At 38.3% G+C, this 17,510-nt stretch carries 16 protein-coding genes; all 16 read right to left on the reverse strand.

Going from position 1 to position 17,510, the window contains the following annotated elements; translation table 11 throughout:
- Positions 1-22: 22 nt before the first annotated feature.
- Positions 23-520: a manganese efflux pump gene (locus ACMGGO_RS19745; RefSeq protein WP_048395616.1), complete on the reverse strand. Its 498-nt coding sequence runs from the start codon at positions 518-520 to the stop codon at positions 23-25.
- 169 nt (positions 521-689) lie between these two features.
- Positions 690-1,724, reverse strand: a complete 1,035-nt coding sequence (locus ACMGGO_RS19750) for an L-threonylcarbamoyladenylate synthase (RefSeq protein ID WP_315062385.1) — start codon at positions 1,722-1,724, stop codon at positions 690-692.
- A 101-nt stretch (positions 1,725-1,825) separates the two neighbouring features.
- Complete coding sequence (locus ACMGGO_RS19755; protein ID WP_066036937.1) at positions 1,826-2,419, reverse strand: stage II sporulation protein R; 594 nt, start codon at positions 2,417-2,419, stop codon at positions 1,826-1,828.
- Between the two features lie 44 nt (positions 2,420-2,463).
- The gene (gene prmC / locus ACMGGO_RS19760) at positions 2,464-3,324 is read right to left on the reverse strand and encodes a peptide chain release factor N(5)-glutamine methyltransferase (RefSeq protein ID WP_319839907.1); all 861 of its coding nucleotides are present in this window, start codon (positions 3,322-3,324) and stop codon (positions 2,464-2,466) included.
- On the reverse strand, positions 3,311-4,387 hold the full coding sequence (gene prfA / locus ACMGGO_RS19765; RefSeq protein ID WP_066036939.1) for a peptide chain release factor 1: 1,077 nt from the start codon (positions 4,385-4,387) through the stop codon (positions 3,311-3,313). The genes prmC and prfA overlap by 14 nt, the downstream gene beginning before the upstream one ends.
- A 173-nt stretch (positions 4,388-4,560) precedes the next feature.
- The gene (locus ACMGGO_RS19770; protein ID WP_048395608.1) at positions 4,561-5,133 is read right to left on the reverse strand and encodes a thymidine kinase; all 573 of its coding nucleotides are present in this window, start codon (positions 5,131-5,133) and stop codon (positions 4,561-4,563) included.
- A 116-nt stretch (positions 5,134-5,249) separates the two neighbouring features.
- Entirely contained in the window at positions 5,250-5,453 is a 204-nt protein-coding gene (rpmE, locus tag ACMGGO_RS19775; protein WP_004269457.1) for a 50S ribosomal protein L31, read from the reverse strand.
- A 203-nt stretch (positions 5,454-5,656) separates the two neighbouring features.
- Entirely contained in the window at positions 5,657-6,706 is a 1,050-nt protein-coding gene (locus ACMGGO_RS19780) for an NAD(P)/FAD-dependent oxidoreductase (RefSeq protein ID WP_054548733.1), read from the reverse strand.
- Positions 6,707-6,829: 123 nt separating this feature from the next.
- Positions 6,830-7,864, reverse strand: a complete 1,035-nt coding sequence (locus tag ACMGGO_RS19785; protein WP_009371943.1) for a FecCD family ABC transporter permease — start codon at positions 7,862-7,864, stop codon at positions 6,830-6,832.
- Positions 7,861-8,913 carry an iron ABC transporter permease gene (locus ACMGGO_RS19790; protein WP_319839906.1) on the reverse strand — a complete coding sequence of 351 codons (1,053 nt, stop codon included), beginning with the start codon at positions 8,911-8,913 and terminating at the stop codon, positions 7,861-7,863. Before ACMGGO_RS19790 ends, ACMGGO_RS19785 begins: the two co-directional genes overlap by 4 nt.
- A gap of 32 nt (positions 8,914-8,945) precedes the next feature.
- On the reverse strand, positions 8,946-9,740 hold the full coding sequence (locus tag ACMGGO_RS19795) for an ABC transporter ATP-binding protein (RefSeq protein ID WP_048395606.1): 795 nt from the start codon (positions 9,738-9,740) through the stop codon (positions 8,946-8,948).
- Positions 9,741-9,777: 37 nt separating this feature from the next.
- On the reverse strand, positions 9,778-11,502 hold the full coding sequence (locus ACMGGO_RS19800; protein ID WP_103117424.1) for an ABC transporter ATP-binding protein: 1,725 nt from the start codon (positions 11,500-11,502) through the stop codon (positions 9,778-9,780).
- Positions 11,503-11,578: 76 nt separating this feature from the next.
- Positions 11,579-13,480, reverse strand: coding sequence for a helix-turn-helix domain-containing protein (locus ACMGGO_RS19805; RefSeq protein ID WP_319839905.1), 1,902 nt, complete (start codon positions 13,478-13,480; stop codon positions 11,579-11,581).
- 134 nt (positions 13,481-13,614) lie between these two features.
- The gene (rho, locus tag ACMGGO_RS19810) at positions 13,615-14,898 is read right to left on the reverse strand and encodes a transcription termination factor Rho (RefSeq protein ID WP_016992739.1); all 1,284 of its coding nucleotides are present in this window, start codon (positions 14,896-14,898) and stop codon (positions 13,615-13,617) included.
- 223 nt (positions 14,899-15,121) lie between these two features.
- Entirely contained in the window at positions 15,122-16,078 is a 957-nt protein-coding gene (glpX, locus tag ACMGGO_RS19815) for a class II fructose-bisphosphatase (RefSeq protein ID WP_004269449.1), read from the reverse strand.
- A 94-nt stretch (positions 16,079-16,172) separates the two neighbouring features.
- The gene (locus tag ACMGGO_RS19820; RefSeq protein ID WP_048395599.1) at positions 16,173-17,459 is read right to left on the reverse strand and encodes a UDP-N-acetylglucosamine 1-carboxyvinyltransferase; all 1,287 of its coding nucleotides are present in this window, start codon (positions 17,457-17,459) and stop codon (positions 16,173-16,175) included.
- Between the last annotated feature and the right edge of the window lie 51 nt (positions 17,460-17,510).

Genomic DNA, 17,510 nt, shown 5'->3' on the forward strand with positions numbered 1-17,510 from the left:
ACTTATCACTCTCCAATTTTATCTATTGTTGAATAGCTAGAATACTCATGATTATAAATATAATGCCAGCAATGATTTGAATTTTATTGCCAAAAAAGACTTGGCTCCTACGTGCTATAACTAATGACCCATAAGCACAAATTAATGCACTTAAGCCTGCACTCATAATAAAAATCGTTTTTTCTAAGTTAAGCATACCAAAAGAAACACTAACTGAAAAGGTGTCTAGGCTTGCAGTCACTGCTAAAAGTACAGGTGAAATCGTTACTTTTTCATCTCTGTGAGAAAATAATAATAAATGCATCCCGATACAAAATAATAAAATACTTGAAATCCATTGTCCCCATTCTAATAGAAATCGAACTAAATAGCTTCCTAATTCAAACCCTAATAAAGGAAAAAGCATATGTAATGCAGCCGTCCATAATGATAAAAATAATCGATATCTAACATTTGGCAGCAAAACATATAGACCAATCACATCAACAGACGTTAATATACCTGCAAGAATTCCCTGCAAGAACGCACTCCTTCGCTCCCTAATATTTTATCATTTTATGCTCGAAAATACATTATTATCATAACTGTTTACTATTGTTTTTCATTTTTAACATATAATAATTGGACAAAAAAAGACAAAAAACATGTGGTTTTTCAATGTCTTTTGCCTATAATTGTTCTATTATTATTTACAATGAATACCATTTACCTCCAGAGGCTTTTTCAAGTCTATTCATAATAGCTGCACCTACTCCTTCTATTGAAGTAGTTGTTGCTAATATTACGGTAGCGGTAGTTTTATCACATGCTCTAAGTGCATTATATAAGGCCGCACCCATTTCTTCTTTACTTCCTGCTTCACCAATAGAGAAGTAAAAATCCACTTTAATTTCTTCAAAGTTCTCAGGTGCAAGTAGTGCTACACTATGTCCTTGTCTCTGTAAATGCAGAACAGCTTCGTTGACTTTCTCAACATCACAGTCTATTAAATACACGGGAGCATTTGGTGCATAATGCGTATATTTCATTCCCGGTGCCTTAGGCGTTGCGTCTAGCTTCTGTTCTATTTTAGTTGGTTGAATCACTGGACCAATCTTAGCCTCAAGCATTTCCTTCGTAATGCCACCTGGACGTAAAATTACTGGAGGTTCATGTGTCACATCTAGTACAGTAGACTCAAGCCCTATGCCTGTAGAACCTCCATCTAAAATATAAGGTATGTACCCTTCTAAATCATCTAAAACATGAACGGCTTCTGTAGGACTTGGCTTTCCACTACGATTAGCGCTCGGTGCAGCAAGCGGTTTTTGGAGCTGTTGTAGTAAGGCGAGCGCTACTGGATGATCAGGCATTCGAATGCCAACTGTTGATAACCCAGCTGTGACACTTTTTGCTAATACATCTGGCTTCGCTGGCATCACCAGTGTTAATGGTCCTGGCCAAAATAAATCCATGCATTGTTTAGCTATGTCAGAAATATGTTCGATATAGATCGCTACTTCCTCTTTTGTACCAACATGGACAATTAAAGGATTATCTGAAGGTCGACCTTTTGCTTCAAATATCTTTTTAACTGCCAGATCATTTGTGGCAATCGCTCCTAAGCCATAAACCGTCTCTGTTGGAAATGCGACTACCTCTCCTGCATTTAAGATATCCACAGCTTGTGTATAATTAATCTGACTATTCACATTACTGTCCACAACCTTACAAACAGTTTTCATGATTAATACCTACCTTCAATTATTCGTTTTTACTGAATTATCCACATATTGTTTATAACTTAATAAAAAATGTGTATAAGTTGTCTGAATTTGTGCACAATTCATTCAAAAAGTCCTTTAATCCATTCCCATATAAAGAATGTAACTTGTTCTTTTTCTTCTACTTCTACTTCTTCTTTTACCTCTTCTTTATCAGGCTCACATATCGATGGGAAGATACTGCACCACCAGTTATCTCCACGGGCATCACCAATCTTTACAACAATTGATTGATAGACATTTTGTGGATAAAGTACAGCACCTTGTCTTTTTGGTGGGAATAAATTATCCCCAACAACAACCTGTGCATCCAATTGTGGATAATTTTCGCTCAGTTCAGCTTCAATTTGTTGTTTTAACGAAAGAATTTGCTCATTCCCCGCAAATCCAGCCGTACCCAGTTGTAGAAAGTATGGCTTTAAATCTTGGACAAGCTGCTGTTTCTCTAGCTGATCTTGTGCAGTATTACTGTTTGCAATAACACGTATACGAAAATCTTTTTCTTGCACATCACCGGAAGATTCCTTCGCCAAACCTACTAATGTTGGGATATATAAAACACATAACTGTAAAACAATCGCAATTAATACTAGTCTAGCAAAAGCTAGAAAGATATTTTGTTTAGGTAATCTAATAATCTTGTATTCGTTCAACATAAAAATCCCTCCTTGCTCAACATTGTTGGCAAGAATAAGAAACTTTATACATGTAGCTCACAAAAAATCATTCGAGGTTTACCGTTAATATCTTTTTCTACTGAAACTGTCGCCTGTGGAAAACTATCTTGAAAGAATTTGGCTACTTTCTCCCCCTGTGTATAACCGATTTCTAATCCAATCAACGCTGGCCTATTCATATAAGCTGGTAATTGTTCGGCTAATTTTCTATATAAAATAAGACCATCTTCCTCGGCAAAGAGGGCACTATGCGGCTCATGCTCTAGCACAACGCTTGACATTGCTTGTGCCTCATCAAATGCGATATACGGTGGGTTCGATAAAACAATATCAAATTTTTCTCCTGCAAGTGGAGCAGCTAAATCTCCCAATCTAAAATCAATATCTGCCTCTAATTGCTTTGCATTTTTTTGAGCAGTTGCTAGTGCAGCTTCTGATAAATCGGTAGCTATGACCGTTAATGCTGGGCATTCCAGCTTCATTGAAATAGCAATGGCTCCACTACCTGTACCGATATCAGCCAGCTTCAATGTTTGCTTTGTAAATAATTTAGGTAGTCGATTAATTGTTCCAAGCACCAATTCCTCTGTTTCAGGTCGTGGTATTAAGACCGATTCATCGACTAAGAATAAACGGCCATAAAACTCCTCATACCCAACACAGTATTGGACAGGGCGTCCATTGACATGTTCTTCTATGAGCTCATTAAATCTCATTTGCTGCGCTGCTGTTAATTCATCTTGCAAATGCAACATAACTTCTCCATAACTAGTACCAAGCACATGTTGCATAACAATCCGTGCTGCTGTTTGTTCACAACCATTATCCACTAAAAAAGAAGAAGCCCACTCAAGGGCCTCCATCACATTTTTATAAGTCATCATTTAAACGCTCTAACTTCGATGCTTGTTCTTCTAAAATAAGAGCATCGATAATCTCGTCTAGTCTGCCTTCAACGATTTGATCTAGCTTTTGAATCGTTAAGCCGATACGGTGGTCGGTTACGCGGTTTTGTGGATAATTGTATGTGCGAATTCGCTCAGAGCGGTCACCAGATCCAACAGCTGATTTACGTGTAGCATCAATCTCTTTTTGCGCTTCCTGCATATACATATCTGCAACACGAGCACGAAGAATTTTCATTGCTTTTTCACGGTTTTTAATTTGTGAACGTTCATCCTGCATCGAAACCACAACACCTGTCGGTAAATGGGTCATACGAACAGCAGACATTGTTGTATTTACAGATTGACCACCCGCACCAGAAGATGCGAATGTATCTACACGGATATCTTTTTCATGGATTTCAACATCTACTTCCTCAACCTCAGGTAAGCAAGCAACTGTTGCTGTTGATGTATGAATTCGGCCTTGTGATTCTGTAGCAGGGACACGTTGTACACGGTGTGCACCATTTTCAAATTTGAATTTTGAATAGGCTCCTTGTCCATTAATCATAAAGATTACCTCTTTATAGCCGCCCATTGGGTTTGGTGTAGCTTCCATAATATCAATTTTCCAGCCTTGCGTTTCTGCATAGCGAGAATACATACGGAACAAGTCACCTGCAAAAATATTAGCCTCGTCACCACCAGCTGCCCCACGGATTTCCATAATAACGTTTTTATTATCATTCGGATCTTTTGGAATTAATAAAATACGTAATCGCTCTTCTAGCTCTTCCTGCTGTACTTTTAATAGGTTAAATTCTTCCTTTACCATTTCGTGCATATCAGGATCTTTTTCGCTATCTAACATTTCTCGTGTATCTACTAGCTGTTCTTTAACACTTTTATATTCACGATAAGTATCTACTGTCTCTTGGATATCTGATTGTTCCTTAGAATATTCGCGTAATTTCTTACTATCATTAACAATATCCGGATCGCTCAAAAGCTCAGTAAGCCTTTCATAACGATCTTCCACTGCTTGTAATCGATCAAACATGGATTTCACCTCTATTTAGTTTTTTAAATTGCTCCTTTTTTACAGAGAAGCCGCTTTCATCAAAATTACGCTAAGGCGTAATCGTTTTTTCATTTCTTATTTCCACTACTTAGTATAAGGAAATTTTCACATGTATGCTACTTTTTCTTAGCGCTTTAACAAGCTACTTAGCTTTAAAGCGGTGGATTTGCATGACATTTTCGGCAAACAGGATAATACGAATCATTGCCACCGATTTGAATTTGATCTCCTGTGTAAACTGGCTTTCCACTTTCATCTACTCGCAAATTCATTGTTGCTTTTTTATGACAGAACCAGCAAATTGTTTTCATTTCCTCAATTTTATCTGCATATGTAAGCATGTACTGGCTACCTTCAAATAGCTCATTTTGAAAATCATTTTTTAAACCAAAGCCCATTACGGGAATGTCCAATTTATCCACAATGTTAGCTAGCTGTAAAACATGTGCTTTTTTTAGAAATTGAACTTCATCCACAAGCACACAATAAGGTTTGACAGCATTAGTTTTCACTATTTCAAAAATATTTGTATCTTCATAAACAGGAATGGCTTGTTGTCGTAAACCTACTCGACTGGAAACGAAGCCCACCTCATCACGCGTATCTAGACCTGAAGTAAACATCATTACAGGTTTTTGTTGTTCTTCATAATTATGGGCAACTTTTAGAATTTCTATTGACTTTCCACTATTCATTGCACCATGTTTAAAATATAGCTGTGCCATTTTGTCTTCTCCCTTTCTTTGTGTCAATCTGGATTTTGAAAAGACTTGCATCAACGTGTATTATTTACTGAAAAAAATACCTGCCAAGCGCATGCTTGGCAGGTATTAAACTAACATTAGTTTTTAAGACCGTATTTTTTGTTGAAACGATCCACGCGACCATCAGCAGACGCGAATTTTTGACGGCCAGTGTAGAATGGGTGACATTCGTTGCAGAACTCGACAACGATGTTTTCTTTTACTGAACCAGTTTTGAAAGTGTTCCCACAAGAGCAAGTTACTGTTGCTTCTTTGTAGTCTGGATGAATTCCTTGTTTCATATTCGTTTTCTCCTCTCGCCCTGAACCATCTGGAACAGAGTATTATCGAACTGTACCTTACATAGCCCGAATATGTCGACTACAAAAGTTGTGTCGAAGTGGAACGTCAGCTACATATGTACACGTTGCATACTTTTGAAGTATAGCATAGACATTTTATCATTTTCAAGTAAAAAATATTAAAAGCAAACCATCCCTAATACCTAACCGCGAACTTCACGATAATCATTGTCTACTAACCCAATTTTCTCATTTCGTTCTTTAAAGCGAATATTATGTGAAGATACATAGGCTACTTTCGGTGCATCTGGCTCCAAGTATAGTTTTGCACTATTTAATGCTAGTATTCCATCAGTAAATGCACCAGCTATTAATCTAACTTTACTAGGATGATCAATAAAATCACCAGCTCCATAGATACCCGCTACGTTCGTTTCCCGATTCTCATTAACAATTGCTACGCCATCCTGAATATTTAATCCCCATTCTTCAAGCGCACCGTAATCGCATTTTAAACCATGATTTACAATGACAGCATCTACCTTTACTCGTTCCAATTCATCGGTATCTTTATTAACAATAGATACATATTGAATTAAATCACCGTCCCCATGCAATTGAACCACTTCATAGGGCGTTTTTACATGAACTAAGGATTCTTTCATACGTAAGACATTTTTTTCATGTCCACCAAAATCATCTCGCCGATGAACAATCGTGACGCTTGCGGCAATTGACTCTAGCTCATTAGCCCAATCAACCGCAGAATTACCACCACCTGAAATTAACACATGCTTGTCTCGGAAGATTTCTAATTCCTGAACTGTATAATGTAAATTCGTTACTTCGTAGCGATCCGCTCCTTCAATTTCAAGCTTTTGCATAGAAAGGACGCCATAGCCTACTGCTAAAATAACCGTTTTGGAATAATGCTTTTCTCCTGTAGAGGATGTTAAAATAAATGTTCCATCCTGTTGCTTATCTAACTTTTCCACTTTTTGATTTAAGACAATCGTTGGATCAAAGGTTTCAGCTTGCTCCACAAGTTGTTTAATAAGCTGACCACCTAAAATAGGTGTTACTCCACCTACATCCCAAATCATTTTTTCAGGATATATTAACATACGACCACCTAGTTGTGAGCTATACTCGATAATTTTCGTTTTTAAATCTCGCATTCCACTATAAAAGGCAGTATAAAGCCCTGCTGGACCACCGCCAACAATCGTTACATCATATAGTTCCTCTGACATTTCCTCTTCTCCATCCCCTTCTAATCTATTCAAACGTAAATTATTTGACAAGAATTAATCTAATAACCGTCTATTCTTTCCCCTCATGGTAATACTATTCACACACAAAGGAAAAAGTGCCATTTACTCTTTTAATCGTGCTAGTAAATACAAGAAATAAGGTGCTCCTAAAACTGCTACCACAATCCCTGCTGGAATTTCTGAAGGTTCTAAAATGGAACGACCGATTGTATCAGCCATTAACACTAAGAAACCTCCTAATAATGCTGCGGTTGGCAATAAAAACTGGTGTTTAGCCCCAACAAGCTGTCGAGCTAAGTGTGGCGCAACAAGGCCAACGAAACCAATTCCACCACTTACTGAAACACTAGCTCCAGCCAAACCAACAGCAGCAGCCAACAACCAGCGTCGCTCTTTTTCTATCGAGGCACCTAGTCCTACTGCTGTTAATTCGCCTAAATTCAATATGTTTAATACACGTGATTTTGAATAGACGAATGGCAATAAGATAACTAACCATGGTAATAACGACAGAACAAATCTCCAATTTGAGCCCCAAATACTACCTGCTAGCCATGTTGCTACAAATTGATAATTCTCTGGCGATAGACGTAGTGTTAGCACAATCATAGCCGAGCTAATCCCTGCTGCCACAGCTACCCCAGTTAAGATTAAACGCATTGGTGTAATCCCCTCATGGCGTCGATAAGAAAGTGAATAAATCAGTACAGCTGTCAAACCTGCTCCTACAAAAGCCAGTATAGGCAGTAAATAAACAGGTGCTGCTTTCGTAGTTGGAAAAAATGACACATAGAGCATAACCGCTAGTCCTGCTCCCGCATTAATCCCTAAGATTCCTGGGTCTGCTAAGGCATTTTTAGAAATGCCCTGTAAAATAGCGCCTGATATAGCTAACCCCATACCTACTAATACAGCAATCACAATTCTTGGAAGTCTGAATTCATATAAGATAAGCTGCTGTTGTGCATCACCTTGACCAAAAAGAGTCCGAAGAACCTCCATTGGTGTCAGTTTAATGACACCTGTATTCATACTTATGACAAAGGTAATAACGATTAACACAATGAGCGTAGCAAGGATGGAAAAATGTTTCCTTTTCGCCTTTAGCTGACTTGGTGTTAAATAGCTGTTACTCATAGTTCTTTCCCTCCTTTTCGAGCTAAATAAAGGAAGAATGGTACTCCAATAAAGGCTATGAGCGCACCAATGGGTGTTTCATAAGGTGGATTAATAACACGTGCTACTAAATCAGCTAACACAACAAGCAATGCTCCATATACCAAGGAACAAGCGATGATCCAGCGATAATCATGACCAACTATGTATCTGGTTAAATGAGGGATAATTAACCCTACAAAACCAACTGCACCGACAACAGAAACTGCTGCACCCGCTAAAACTAAAACAATGATCATTCCCCATACTTTTACCACAGCAGTACGTTGCCCTAGCCCGACTGCAATTTCTTCACCTAAGCTCAGTACGGTGATGGAGCGTGATAGGATAAGAGCTCCTATCATCGCAACAAGTATCCATGGAGATAAGATTTGTAGATGGCTCCATTTTGTGCCTGAAACCCCACCCGCATACCAAAATGCGAGGTCTTGTCCGATACGAAAATAAAGAGCAATTCCTTCTCCGAGCGCCCCAAGTAACGCACTAACAGCAGCTCCTGCTAAAACTAGTCGCATAGGTGTTAAGCCACCTTTAGAAAGCGAGCCAATACCATAAACGATGGCCACACCAAGACCTGCACCTACAAAGGACCATAAAATTAAATACATATAAGGCAACCCAGGGAAGAAGGCAAAACATACGGCTAACATAAAGGCAGCTCCTGAGTTCAAGCCTAATAACCCTGAGTCTGCTAAAGGGTTACGTGTCATCCCCTGCATAATCGCACCCGCTACCGCAAAGCTTGCACCGACTAATGCTGCTCCAAGTACCCGTGGTAAGCGAATATCATGGATAATTTGATGTGTTGTTAATTCTGGTGAAAAATGGGTAATTGCTGTCCAAACAGTACCCAATGAAATATCTGCTGCACCAAAAGAAATTGATAAGCCAATGGCAACTATTAATCCAATTACTCCTACGATTAAAGCCACTACTCCACGGATCGGATGAGATCGCTTCTGTAGATCTTCTAAATCGTGGAGCTCTCCTACTCCTGTCGACGTAGTCATTTTATTTCCTCCTCATAACTTCCAACTAGCTTTTATTTTTTCATATCGTACAACTGATAAGATAGGCAGATTGGATTTTCACTATAGGGACATACAGCCATTTCTGCATCGATATTAAATACCCTTTGTAAATTTTCTTTTGTCATCACTTCTTTTGGACTGCCATTCACCATTAAATTGCCGTCTCTCATGGCCATCATAAAATGAGAGAACCGTGATGCATGGTTTAAATCATGTAAAACCATGATAATTGTTCGTCCTTCTTCCTTATTTAATTTTTGTAGCAACAATAAAATATCGAGCTGATGTGCTAAATCTAAATAAGTTGTTGGTTCATCCAGTACTAAAATATCCGTGCCTTGCGCCAATGCCATAGCAATCCATACTCTCTGACGCTGACCACCTGATAATGCTTCGATTGGTCGATCACTAAATTCTCTTAGCCCCGTAACATCAATAGCCCAATGGATATATTCATAGTCTTCCTTTTGCAATGTACCAAACCCTACTTGATGAGGAAAACGACCATAGGATACCAGTTCAAAAACCGTTAATCCTCCTGGTGCTGTTGCTGTTTGAGGTAAAATAGCCATTCTTTTGGCCACTTCCTTTGTTTTTAATTGATGTATAGCTTTGCCATCTAAATAGACAGCTCCATTTTGTGTGCGTAATACACGTGCTACAGCCTTTAATAAAGTAGACTTGCCACAACCATTTGGACCAATAATCGTGGAGATCTCCCCTTTCGGAATCTCCACACTTAAATCATTGACGATGAGCGCTGAAGAGTAACCAATCGCAACATGATCTATTTCAAGTACTGACATCTTTAACTTCCTTTCACTTTTGAGAATGCTATTACTTTTAAATTTGTAAACCAAATTGGGCTGTATACAAGCCATAGTAAGCATTTTGGCGTTCCATTAATTGCTCATGTGTGCCTTCTTCAATAATGCCCTTTTTCGATACCACAACAATTCTGTCTGCATCCTTAATCGTTGCTAAACGGTGGGCAATCACTAATGTAGTACGACCGATAGAAAGCTCGTTTAAGGCTTGCTGGATAGCTTGTTCTGTTTCTGTATCCAATGCAGATGTTGCTTCATCTAGTATTAAGATTTTTGGATTTTTCAAGAAAATACGCGCAATTGATAATCTTTGTTTTTGTCCACCTGATAATTTGACACCCCGTTCACCTATGAGAGTATCCATGCCTTCTGGTAAAGCATTAATTACATCTGTCAGTTGTGCTCGTTGTGCGGCATACCAAATATCTTCTTCACTGGCATTTAAATCACCATAGGCTATGTTTTCACGAATGGTACCATCGAATAAAAAGACATCTTGCTGGACAATCCCGATATGCGAACGTAAAGATTGTAGTTTAAAATCTCGTATATCAACACCATCAATCTTAATGGAACCCTCATTCACCTCATAAAAACGTGGCAATAGGCTACAGATGGTAGATTTCCCTGCACCTGAAGGGCCTACTAAGGCAACCGTTTCACCAGGACGTACCTTTAAATTAATTTGATGTAAGGCATGATTATTGGCAGCGTAGCCAAACGATACATTAGAAAAAGTAATTTCACCATCAATTTCATCGATTGTTTTCGCTTCTGGACGGTCCGCAATTTCGGGCTCCGTTTCGAGGAATTCAATATAGCGCCTAAATCCTGCCATGCCCTTCGGATAGCTTTCTATAAACATATTGATTTTGTTAATTGGGCCTAAGAGAATACCTGAAAGTAAAATAAATGCGATAAAATCGCCATTTGTTAAATGCCCATTTAATACAAAATAAGCCCCAACAAATAAAGTAAAGAGTGATAATACCTTCGTGAGTATGCCTGAAATAGCTTCATTCCAAGCCATTACTTTATAGGAAAACAGCTTTGTCATACGGAATCTTTCATTATTTACTTTAAAGCGTTTAATCTCATGATCTTCATTTGTAAAAGCTTGTACAACACGAATACCACTTACATTGTTTTCAACACGTGCATTAAAATCTGCAATATCTCCAAACATTTGACGGAATGCCTTGGACATTAATTTCCCGAAAATAATGGTTAAGATTAAGATAATCGGAACAAGTAAGAAAATAAGAATCGTAAAGGTTGGATCAATATAGTACATGACACCAAATGTTCCAATAATCGTCATCGCTGCAATAAAGATATCCTCTGGACCATGGTGAGCAAGTTCACCAATATCCATCAAATCATTTGTTAAACGAGAAACAAGATGCCCTGTTTTGTTGTTATCAAAATATCTAAAGGATAGCTTTTGTACATGGCTGAAGGATTCTTTTCTCATATCCGTCTCAATATTAATGCCCAGCATATGTCCCCAATATGAAACGATAAAATGAAGAATGGAGTTAAAAATATATAATCCAAACAGCAATAAACTCGCCATAATAATCCATTTCAATTCCCCATCTGGTAGAATATCATCAATTACTTTATTTAAAACAATCGGAAACGCAAGCTCTATTAGTGCCACTAATATGGCACAGCTAAAATCTAAAATAAATAAGCCTTTATAGGGCTTATAATATGAAAAAAATCGCCGTAATAACATGGTGTAGCCTCCTATCGTGATCTCGTTTTACGTATCTATAAATGAGCTATCTACAATAGCTCTCCTGTTATCTCAGTTATTGTTGATGAGCCTTTGTAAATTCAACTATTTTATCAGCTAGTTCTTCAGCTTGGTGTAAGCCAGAGAGCGGATCAGAAGCAAAATAATATTCAGATGGAAGCTCTAATACTTGATTACTTTTAACGACATCTAAGTTTGTCCATGTTGCTGGCAACTGGCCATCTTTGTTAAAGAAATTAATCATGAAGTTATAGTCACCTACATAGTTACCTACTACCTCATAGGAAATCTCATAACGTCCATTACTTGCTTCCTTTGTATCAAAAATCTCCTGCACCTTTTCTTGAGGTTTCATGCCCAAAATTTGATAGAGCGCTCTACCGCCCGATACACTAGATTTCCCTATAATCGTTGCATTTTTTTCAAACATTTCATAAATAGTAAATGTAGATCCTTTTGGAATCACATCCATGATTTTTTCTTTAGCTTTTGCGATCCGATCTTCAAATTCTTTTGTAAAGGCCTTAGCCTCTTCTTGTCTTCCTAAGTAATTCCCCATTGCCTTAATCTCCTCAATCGCTGATTGATGGGTATCTTCAGCGAAGACAATTGTCGGGGCAATTTTTTCATATTTCGCTACATCTTCAATATTCCAAGTAATAATCAAGTCAGGCTTTAACTCTAAAACTTTTTCTAATGACACCTTACCATCTGTACCAATATTCGTAATTTCACCATCCTTATAGTGTTGCTTTAAGAAAGCAGCATAATCAAGGTTAGCCGTTACGCCTCCAACTGGTACAACATCTAACGCTAAAATTTGCCCCAGATACCAATCAGTTACGACTCTCTCTGCCTGCATTGGAATTTCTACTTCGCGTCCACTATCATCTGTTACGGTTCTAGTCTCTGCCTTCTCGGGCGAAGTTGGTTCATCAACCTTAGATTGGCTTGTCTCTTCATTACAAGCTGTCAGTAAAACGAACAGGCTTAATAAAAAAGGTAGCTTTATATGGTGAATCATCTTCTTCATCATGATTTCATTTTCTCCATTCTCAAATCGTTTTGCTTGCGCGAGCTGATTATTATTGTATTGAAAATGATTCTCATTTGTAATGGCAATTTCGGACATATTAGATGCATATTTCAGCCTAAAGCTACTTGGAGCCAGTTTTGTTGCTTTTTTAAAAGCACGGCTAAAATAATATTCATCTTCAAATCCAAGAGATATGGCAATTTCTTTTATGCCATATTGATTGGTTAATAAATACTGCTTAGCCTGCTCTATTCTTAATTGTTGTAAATATATTTGTGGACCTATTTCATAGCGAGCTTTAAAGATGCGTAATAAATGTCGTGTACTAATCTGAAGCATATCTGCTAATGTCTGGATAGATAATGGTTGATGAATGTGTTGCTTTATAAATAATCGTGCGGCTTCTGCCTTATCAATTTCATGTGGTTTCCCTTGTCCTTCTGCTAATTCTCGAAAGACATGATAGATAAGCTCATAGAAGGATGCCCTTACAGATAAATGCTCCTGTATAGAGCCAGATTGCCATTTGCTATACATATCCTGAAGGATGCTGTGAATGACTATCGGATTTGCGGGTACACAAGAGAAATGTGTTTGGAATGGTTGATAGTGCATGTGCAAATGCTGCATAAAGGCATCTTTGTACATGACATCTCCTTTATAGCTAATGAGAAAATAGCTAACACTCTGCTGTGCCCTAATGTGAAGAGATTGAGATTTACCTAGATGAAAAATACTGAAGCGCTGCACATGATAAGATTGATCATCAATGACAATCTGTGCACCGCCTGCTGTGACGATAAGAAACGAGCTATATGTTAAAACCTTTGACACATGAATGTCTGATTTATTTATGTAATCGATTTGCTTCAACTGGATAAATGCATTTTGCCAAAGAAGCATATAGGCATCATAATTCATCTTCGTCTCCTTCAGAACACATATTTACTTACCATTATATTGATAATGATTATCAATTTCAATATACATTTATAAAATAAACATATACAAAAAAAAATCACCACTGACAATTTGATTGTCAATGGTGATGCCCTTTATAAAAGTCCCTTACCCTTTGTTGCTTTTTTCATATCTTCGTTTAGCTTTTCAAAAAATTCTTCATTTGATTTTGTTGTACGTATTTTTTTCAGGAAGCGCTCTGCAAAATCAGGTGCATCAGAAAACGTTTTACGAATTGCCCATAGCTTTTCAAGTTGTTCTGGTTCCAGAAGAAGCTCTTCTTTACGTGTACCCGAACGACGAATGTCAAGCGCAGGGAATATACGGCGTTCCGCTAACTGACGATCAAGATGAAGCTCTAAGTTCCCTGTTCCCTTAAATTCTTCATAGATAACTTCATCCATACGAGAACCTGTATCTACTAAAGCCGTTGCTAAAATTGTTAAACTGCCGCCTTCTTCAATATTACGAGCCGAACCAAAGAAACGTTTCGGTCTATGGAATGCAGCAGGATCAATACCACCAGATAGTGTACGTCCACTTGGTGGAATTACTAAGTTATAAGCACGAGCTAAACGTGTAATAGAGTCCATTAAAATAATTACATCACGTTTATGTTCCACTAAACGTCGTGCGCGTTCTAATACTATTTCAGCCACTTTGACGTGGTTCTCAGGTACTTCATCAAATGTTGAGCTGACAACATCTGCATTGACAGAACGTTCAATATCTGTCACTTCCTCAGGTCGTTCATCAATCAATAGGACAATTAACTCCGCTTGCGGATGATTGGTTGTAATAGCGTTCGCAATCTCTTTTAATAAAGACGTTTTCCCTGCCTTTGGCGGAGCTACAATTAATCCACGTTGTCCAAAGCCTACTGGTGCCACTAAATCCATTATACGTGTGGATAAATTGCGTTGTGTTGTTTCTAATTTAATTTGTCGATTTGGATATAAAGGTGTTAGTGCTGGGAAATGAACTCGTTCTTTCGCTACTTCAGGATCTTCGCCATTGACAGCATCTACTTGTAATAGGCCATAATAGCGCTCATTTTCCTTCGGTGGACGCACCTTTCCTGACACCTTGTCCCCATTACGCAAATCAAAGCGACGGATTTGGGATGCAGAAATATAAATATCTTCTTTACTTGGTGAGTAGTTGATTGGTCGAAGGAAGCCGAAGCCCTCTTGCGAAACAATTTCTAGTACGCCTTCCATAAAGAAATAGCCCTCTTGCTCTGAACGCGTTTTCAAAATAGCAAATATCAATTCTTTTTTCGTTAGCTTGCTATAATAAGAAATTTTATATTGGCGTGCAAGGGCGTAAAGCTCTTTTAACGTCATGTTTTCTAATTGAGCGATTGTCAATGCAGACATATGCACAACTCCAGTCTTTTTCAAAATATAATTCAATTTAATGGGGTTATCATTGAAGTTTACGATTGGCTCTGCTAACGCTTATATGGTTGCCTTTAATAATATCTATTGAAATACTTCCACCATATAACTAAACATTGCCTTAAAAATATGGGATGGTTATTTAAAGAAGAAGGTACCTAGCACAATAGATGTACTAGGTATATTTTAGAAGAAAATAACATTAATATCTAGGTTTTTTCTCAAGAGCGTGACGGCCTTCAACAAAGCGAACCGTACCAGATTTAGCACGCATAACTACTGAATGAGTTAAGGCATAAGCACCTTTATATTGAACACCCTTTAAAAGCTCGCAATCTGTTACTGCTGTCGCTGCAAAAATAGCATCGTCACCTTTTACTAGGTCATCTAAATAAAGAACTTTTTCAACATCCACACCCATTTTTGTGCAGCGTTCTAATTGCTCTTCATCTTCTGGTACTAGTTTTGCTTGGAAGTCACCACCAAGGCATTTTAAAGCTACTGCTGCTATAACACCCTCAGGTGCACCACCTGTTCCAAACATAATATCAATGCCTGTTTCATCAAAAGCCGTATTGATTGCTGCACCAACATCGCCATCTTGGATAAATTTAATACGTGCACCAGCCTCACGAATTTCATCAACAATCGCTTGGTGACGTGGTCGATCTAAAAGAGTAGCTACAACATCAGAAATATCTTTATTTTTAGCTTTTGCTACTTGTAATAAGTTATAAGTGACGGAAGCATTGATATCCACTTTGCCCGCCGCTTCTGGTCCTACAGCAATTTTCTCCATGTACATATCTGGTGCATTTAACAGATTCCCTTTATCTGCAATAGCAAGAACTGTCATAGCACCATTTGTACCTTTTGCTACAATGTTTGTACCTTCTAAAGGATCTACTGCAATATCTACTTTAGGACCACCATTTCGTAAACCAAGTTCTTCACCAATATAAAGCATTGGTGCTTCATCCATTTCGCCTTCACCAATTACTACTGTAGCATGCATTGGAATTGTATCGAACATTTTGCGCATCGCTGTTGTTGCTGCATCGTCTGCCTCAATTTTCAAACCGCGCCCCATCCATTTCCCGGATGCGATTGCTGCTGCTTCTGTTACTCGTACTACTTCCATCGATAAACTACGTTCCATTGTTGCTTTGCCTCCCGTTATGGGCACCTTTTCGTGCCAAAACATTCAAATTACCTCTATTGTAACATAATTGGTTGAAAACTTTTAGCTCTCATTATTCCTTTGTCTCAGCTACACGTGCCACAATTGTTTCACGTCGAATATCAGCGCCTAAATCACGTAATTTCTCAATAAGTGAGCTATAGCCACGTTCGATATGATAGATATCCTGAATCTCAGTTTCTCCTTCTGCTAAGAGTCCAGCTAACACTAAAGCTGCTCCAGCACGAAGATCTGTAGCTGTGACAGTTGAGCCATGTAATCTACTCGGCCCTTTAATAATTGCTGTGTTTCCTTCTACACGAGCATCTGCATTCATACGACGAAGCTCATCAATATGCTTGAAACGAGCTGTGTAAATAGTATCTGTTACTTTTGAGGAACCGAATGCTTGTGACATTAACACGGCAAGCGGTTGTTGAATATCCGTTGGGAATCCAGGGTATACCAATGTTTTGACATCCACTGCCTGTAATGTTGAGAGGTCTGTTTTTGGTACATAAATACTTTCTTCACCAATCTCAATTTTCACACCCATTTCACGAAGCTTGGCGATAATTGCTTCTAAGTGAAGTGGAATAACGTTATCGATTGTTATACCATCACCAACTGCTGCAGCCATAATCAAAAATGTAGAGGCCTCAATGCGATCAGGTATAATCGTATGTTCAGTACCATGTAGCTCTTCTACGCCTTCGATACGAATGACACTTGTACCTGCACCTTTAATATTGGCACCCATATTTGTTAGAAGTGTCGCCACATCAATTATCTCAGGTTCTTTTGCAGCATTTTCAATGACAGTACGTCCCTTAGCAAGGACAGCAGCAAGCATGATATTAATCGTAGCCCCAACACTTGCCACATCTAAATAAATTTTTGCCCCTATCAATTCATCTGCACGTAAATAAATGGCTCCGTGTTCATTAGTAATTTTAGCTCCTAAAGCCTCAAAGCCCTTTATATGTTGATCAATAGGTCGAGGTCCTAAAAAACAGCCTCCAGGTAAACCAATAACTGCTTTTTTGAAACGTCCAAGCATAGCCCCCATTAAATAATAAGAAGCACGTAACTTTTTAACGTTGCCGTTTGGTAAGGGCAATGCAATCATCTCTGTTGGATCGATTGTCATTTTCCCATTCTCAAATGAAACTTCTCCACCAATTTCCTCTAGTAGAGCCTTTAACGTCCAAGCATCTGAAATTTCGGGTATCCCTCCAATAGTCACTGGAGAGTTCGCCAAAATTGATGCAGGAATTAAGGCGACTGCACTATTTTTTGCGCCACTAACTTTAATTGTACCTTGTAGACGATTTTCGCCAGTAATTTTATAAACATCCATTTTGCGTTCTCCCTCATGATTGGAAAGTAGTATTTTTGCAATTTGCACACT

This window comes from Lysinibacillus sp. BNK-21 (genome assembly GCF_048684915.1).
Classification (GTDB): domain Bacteria; phylum Bacillota; class Bacilli; order Bacillales_A; family Planococcaceae; genus Lysinibacillus; species Lysinibacillus capsici.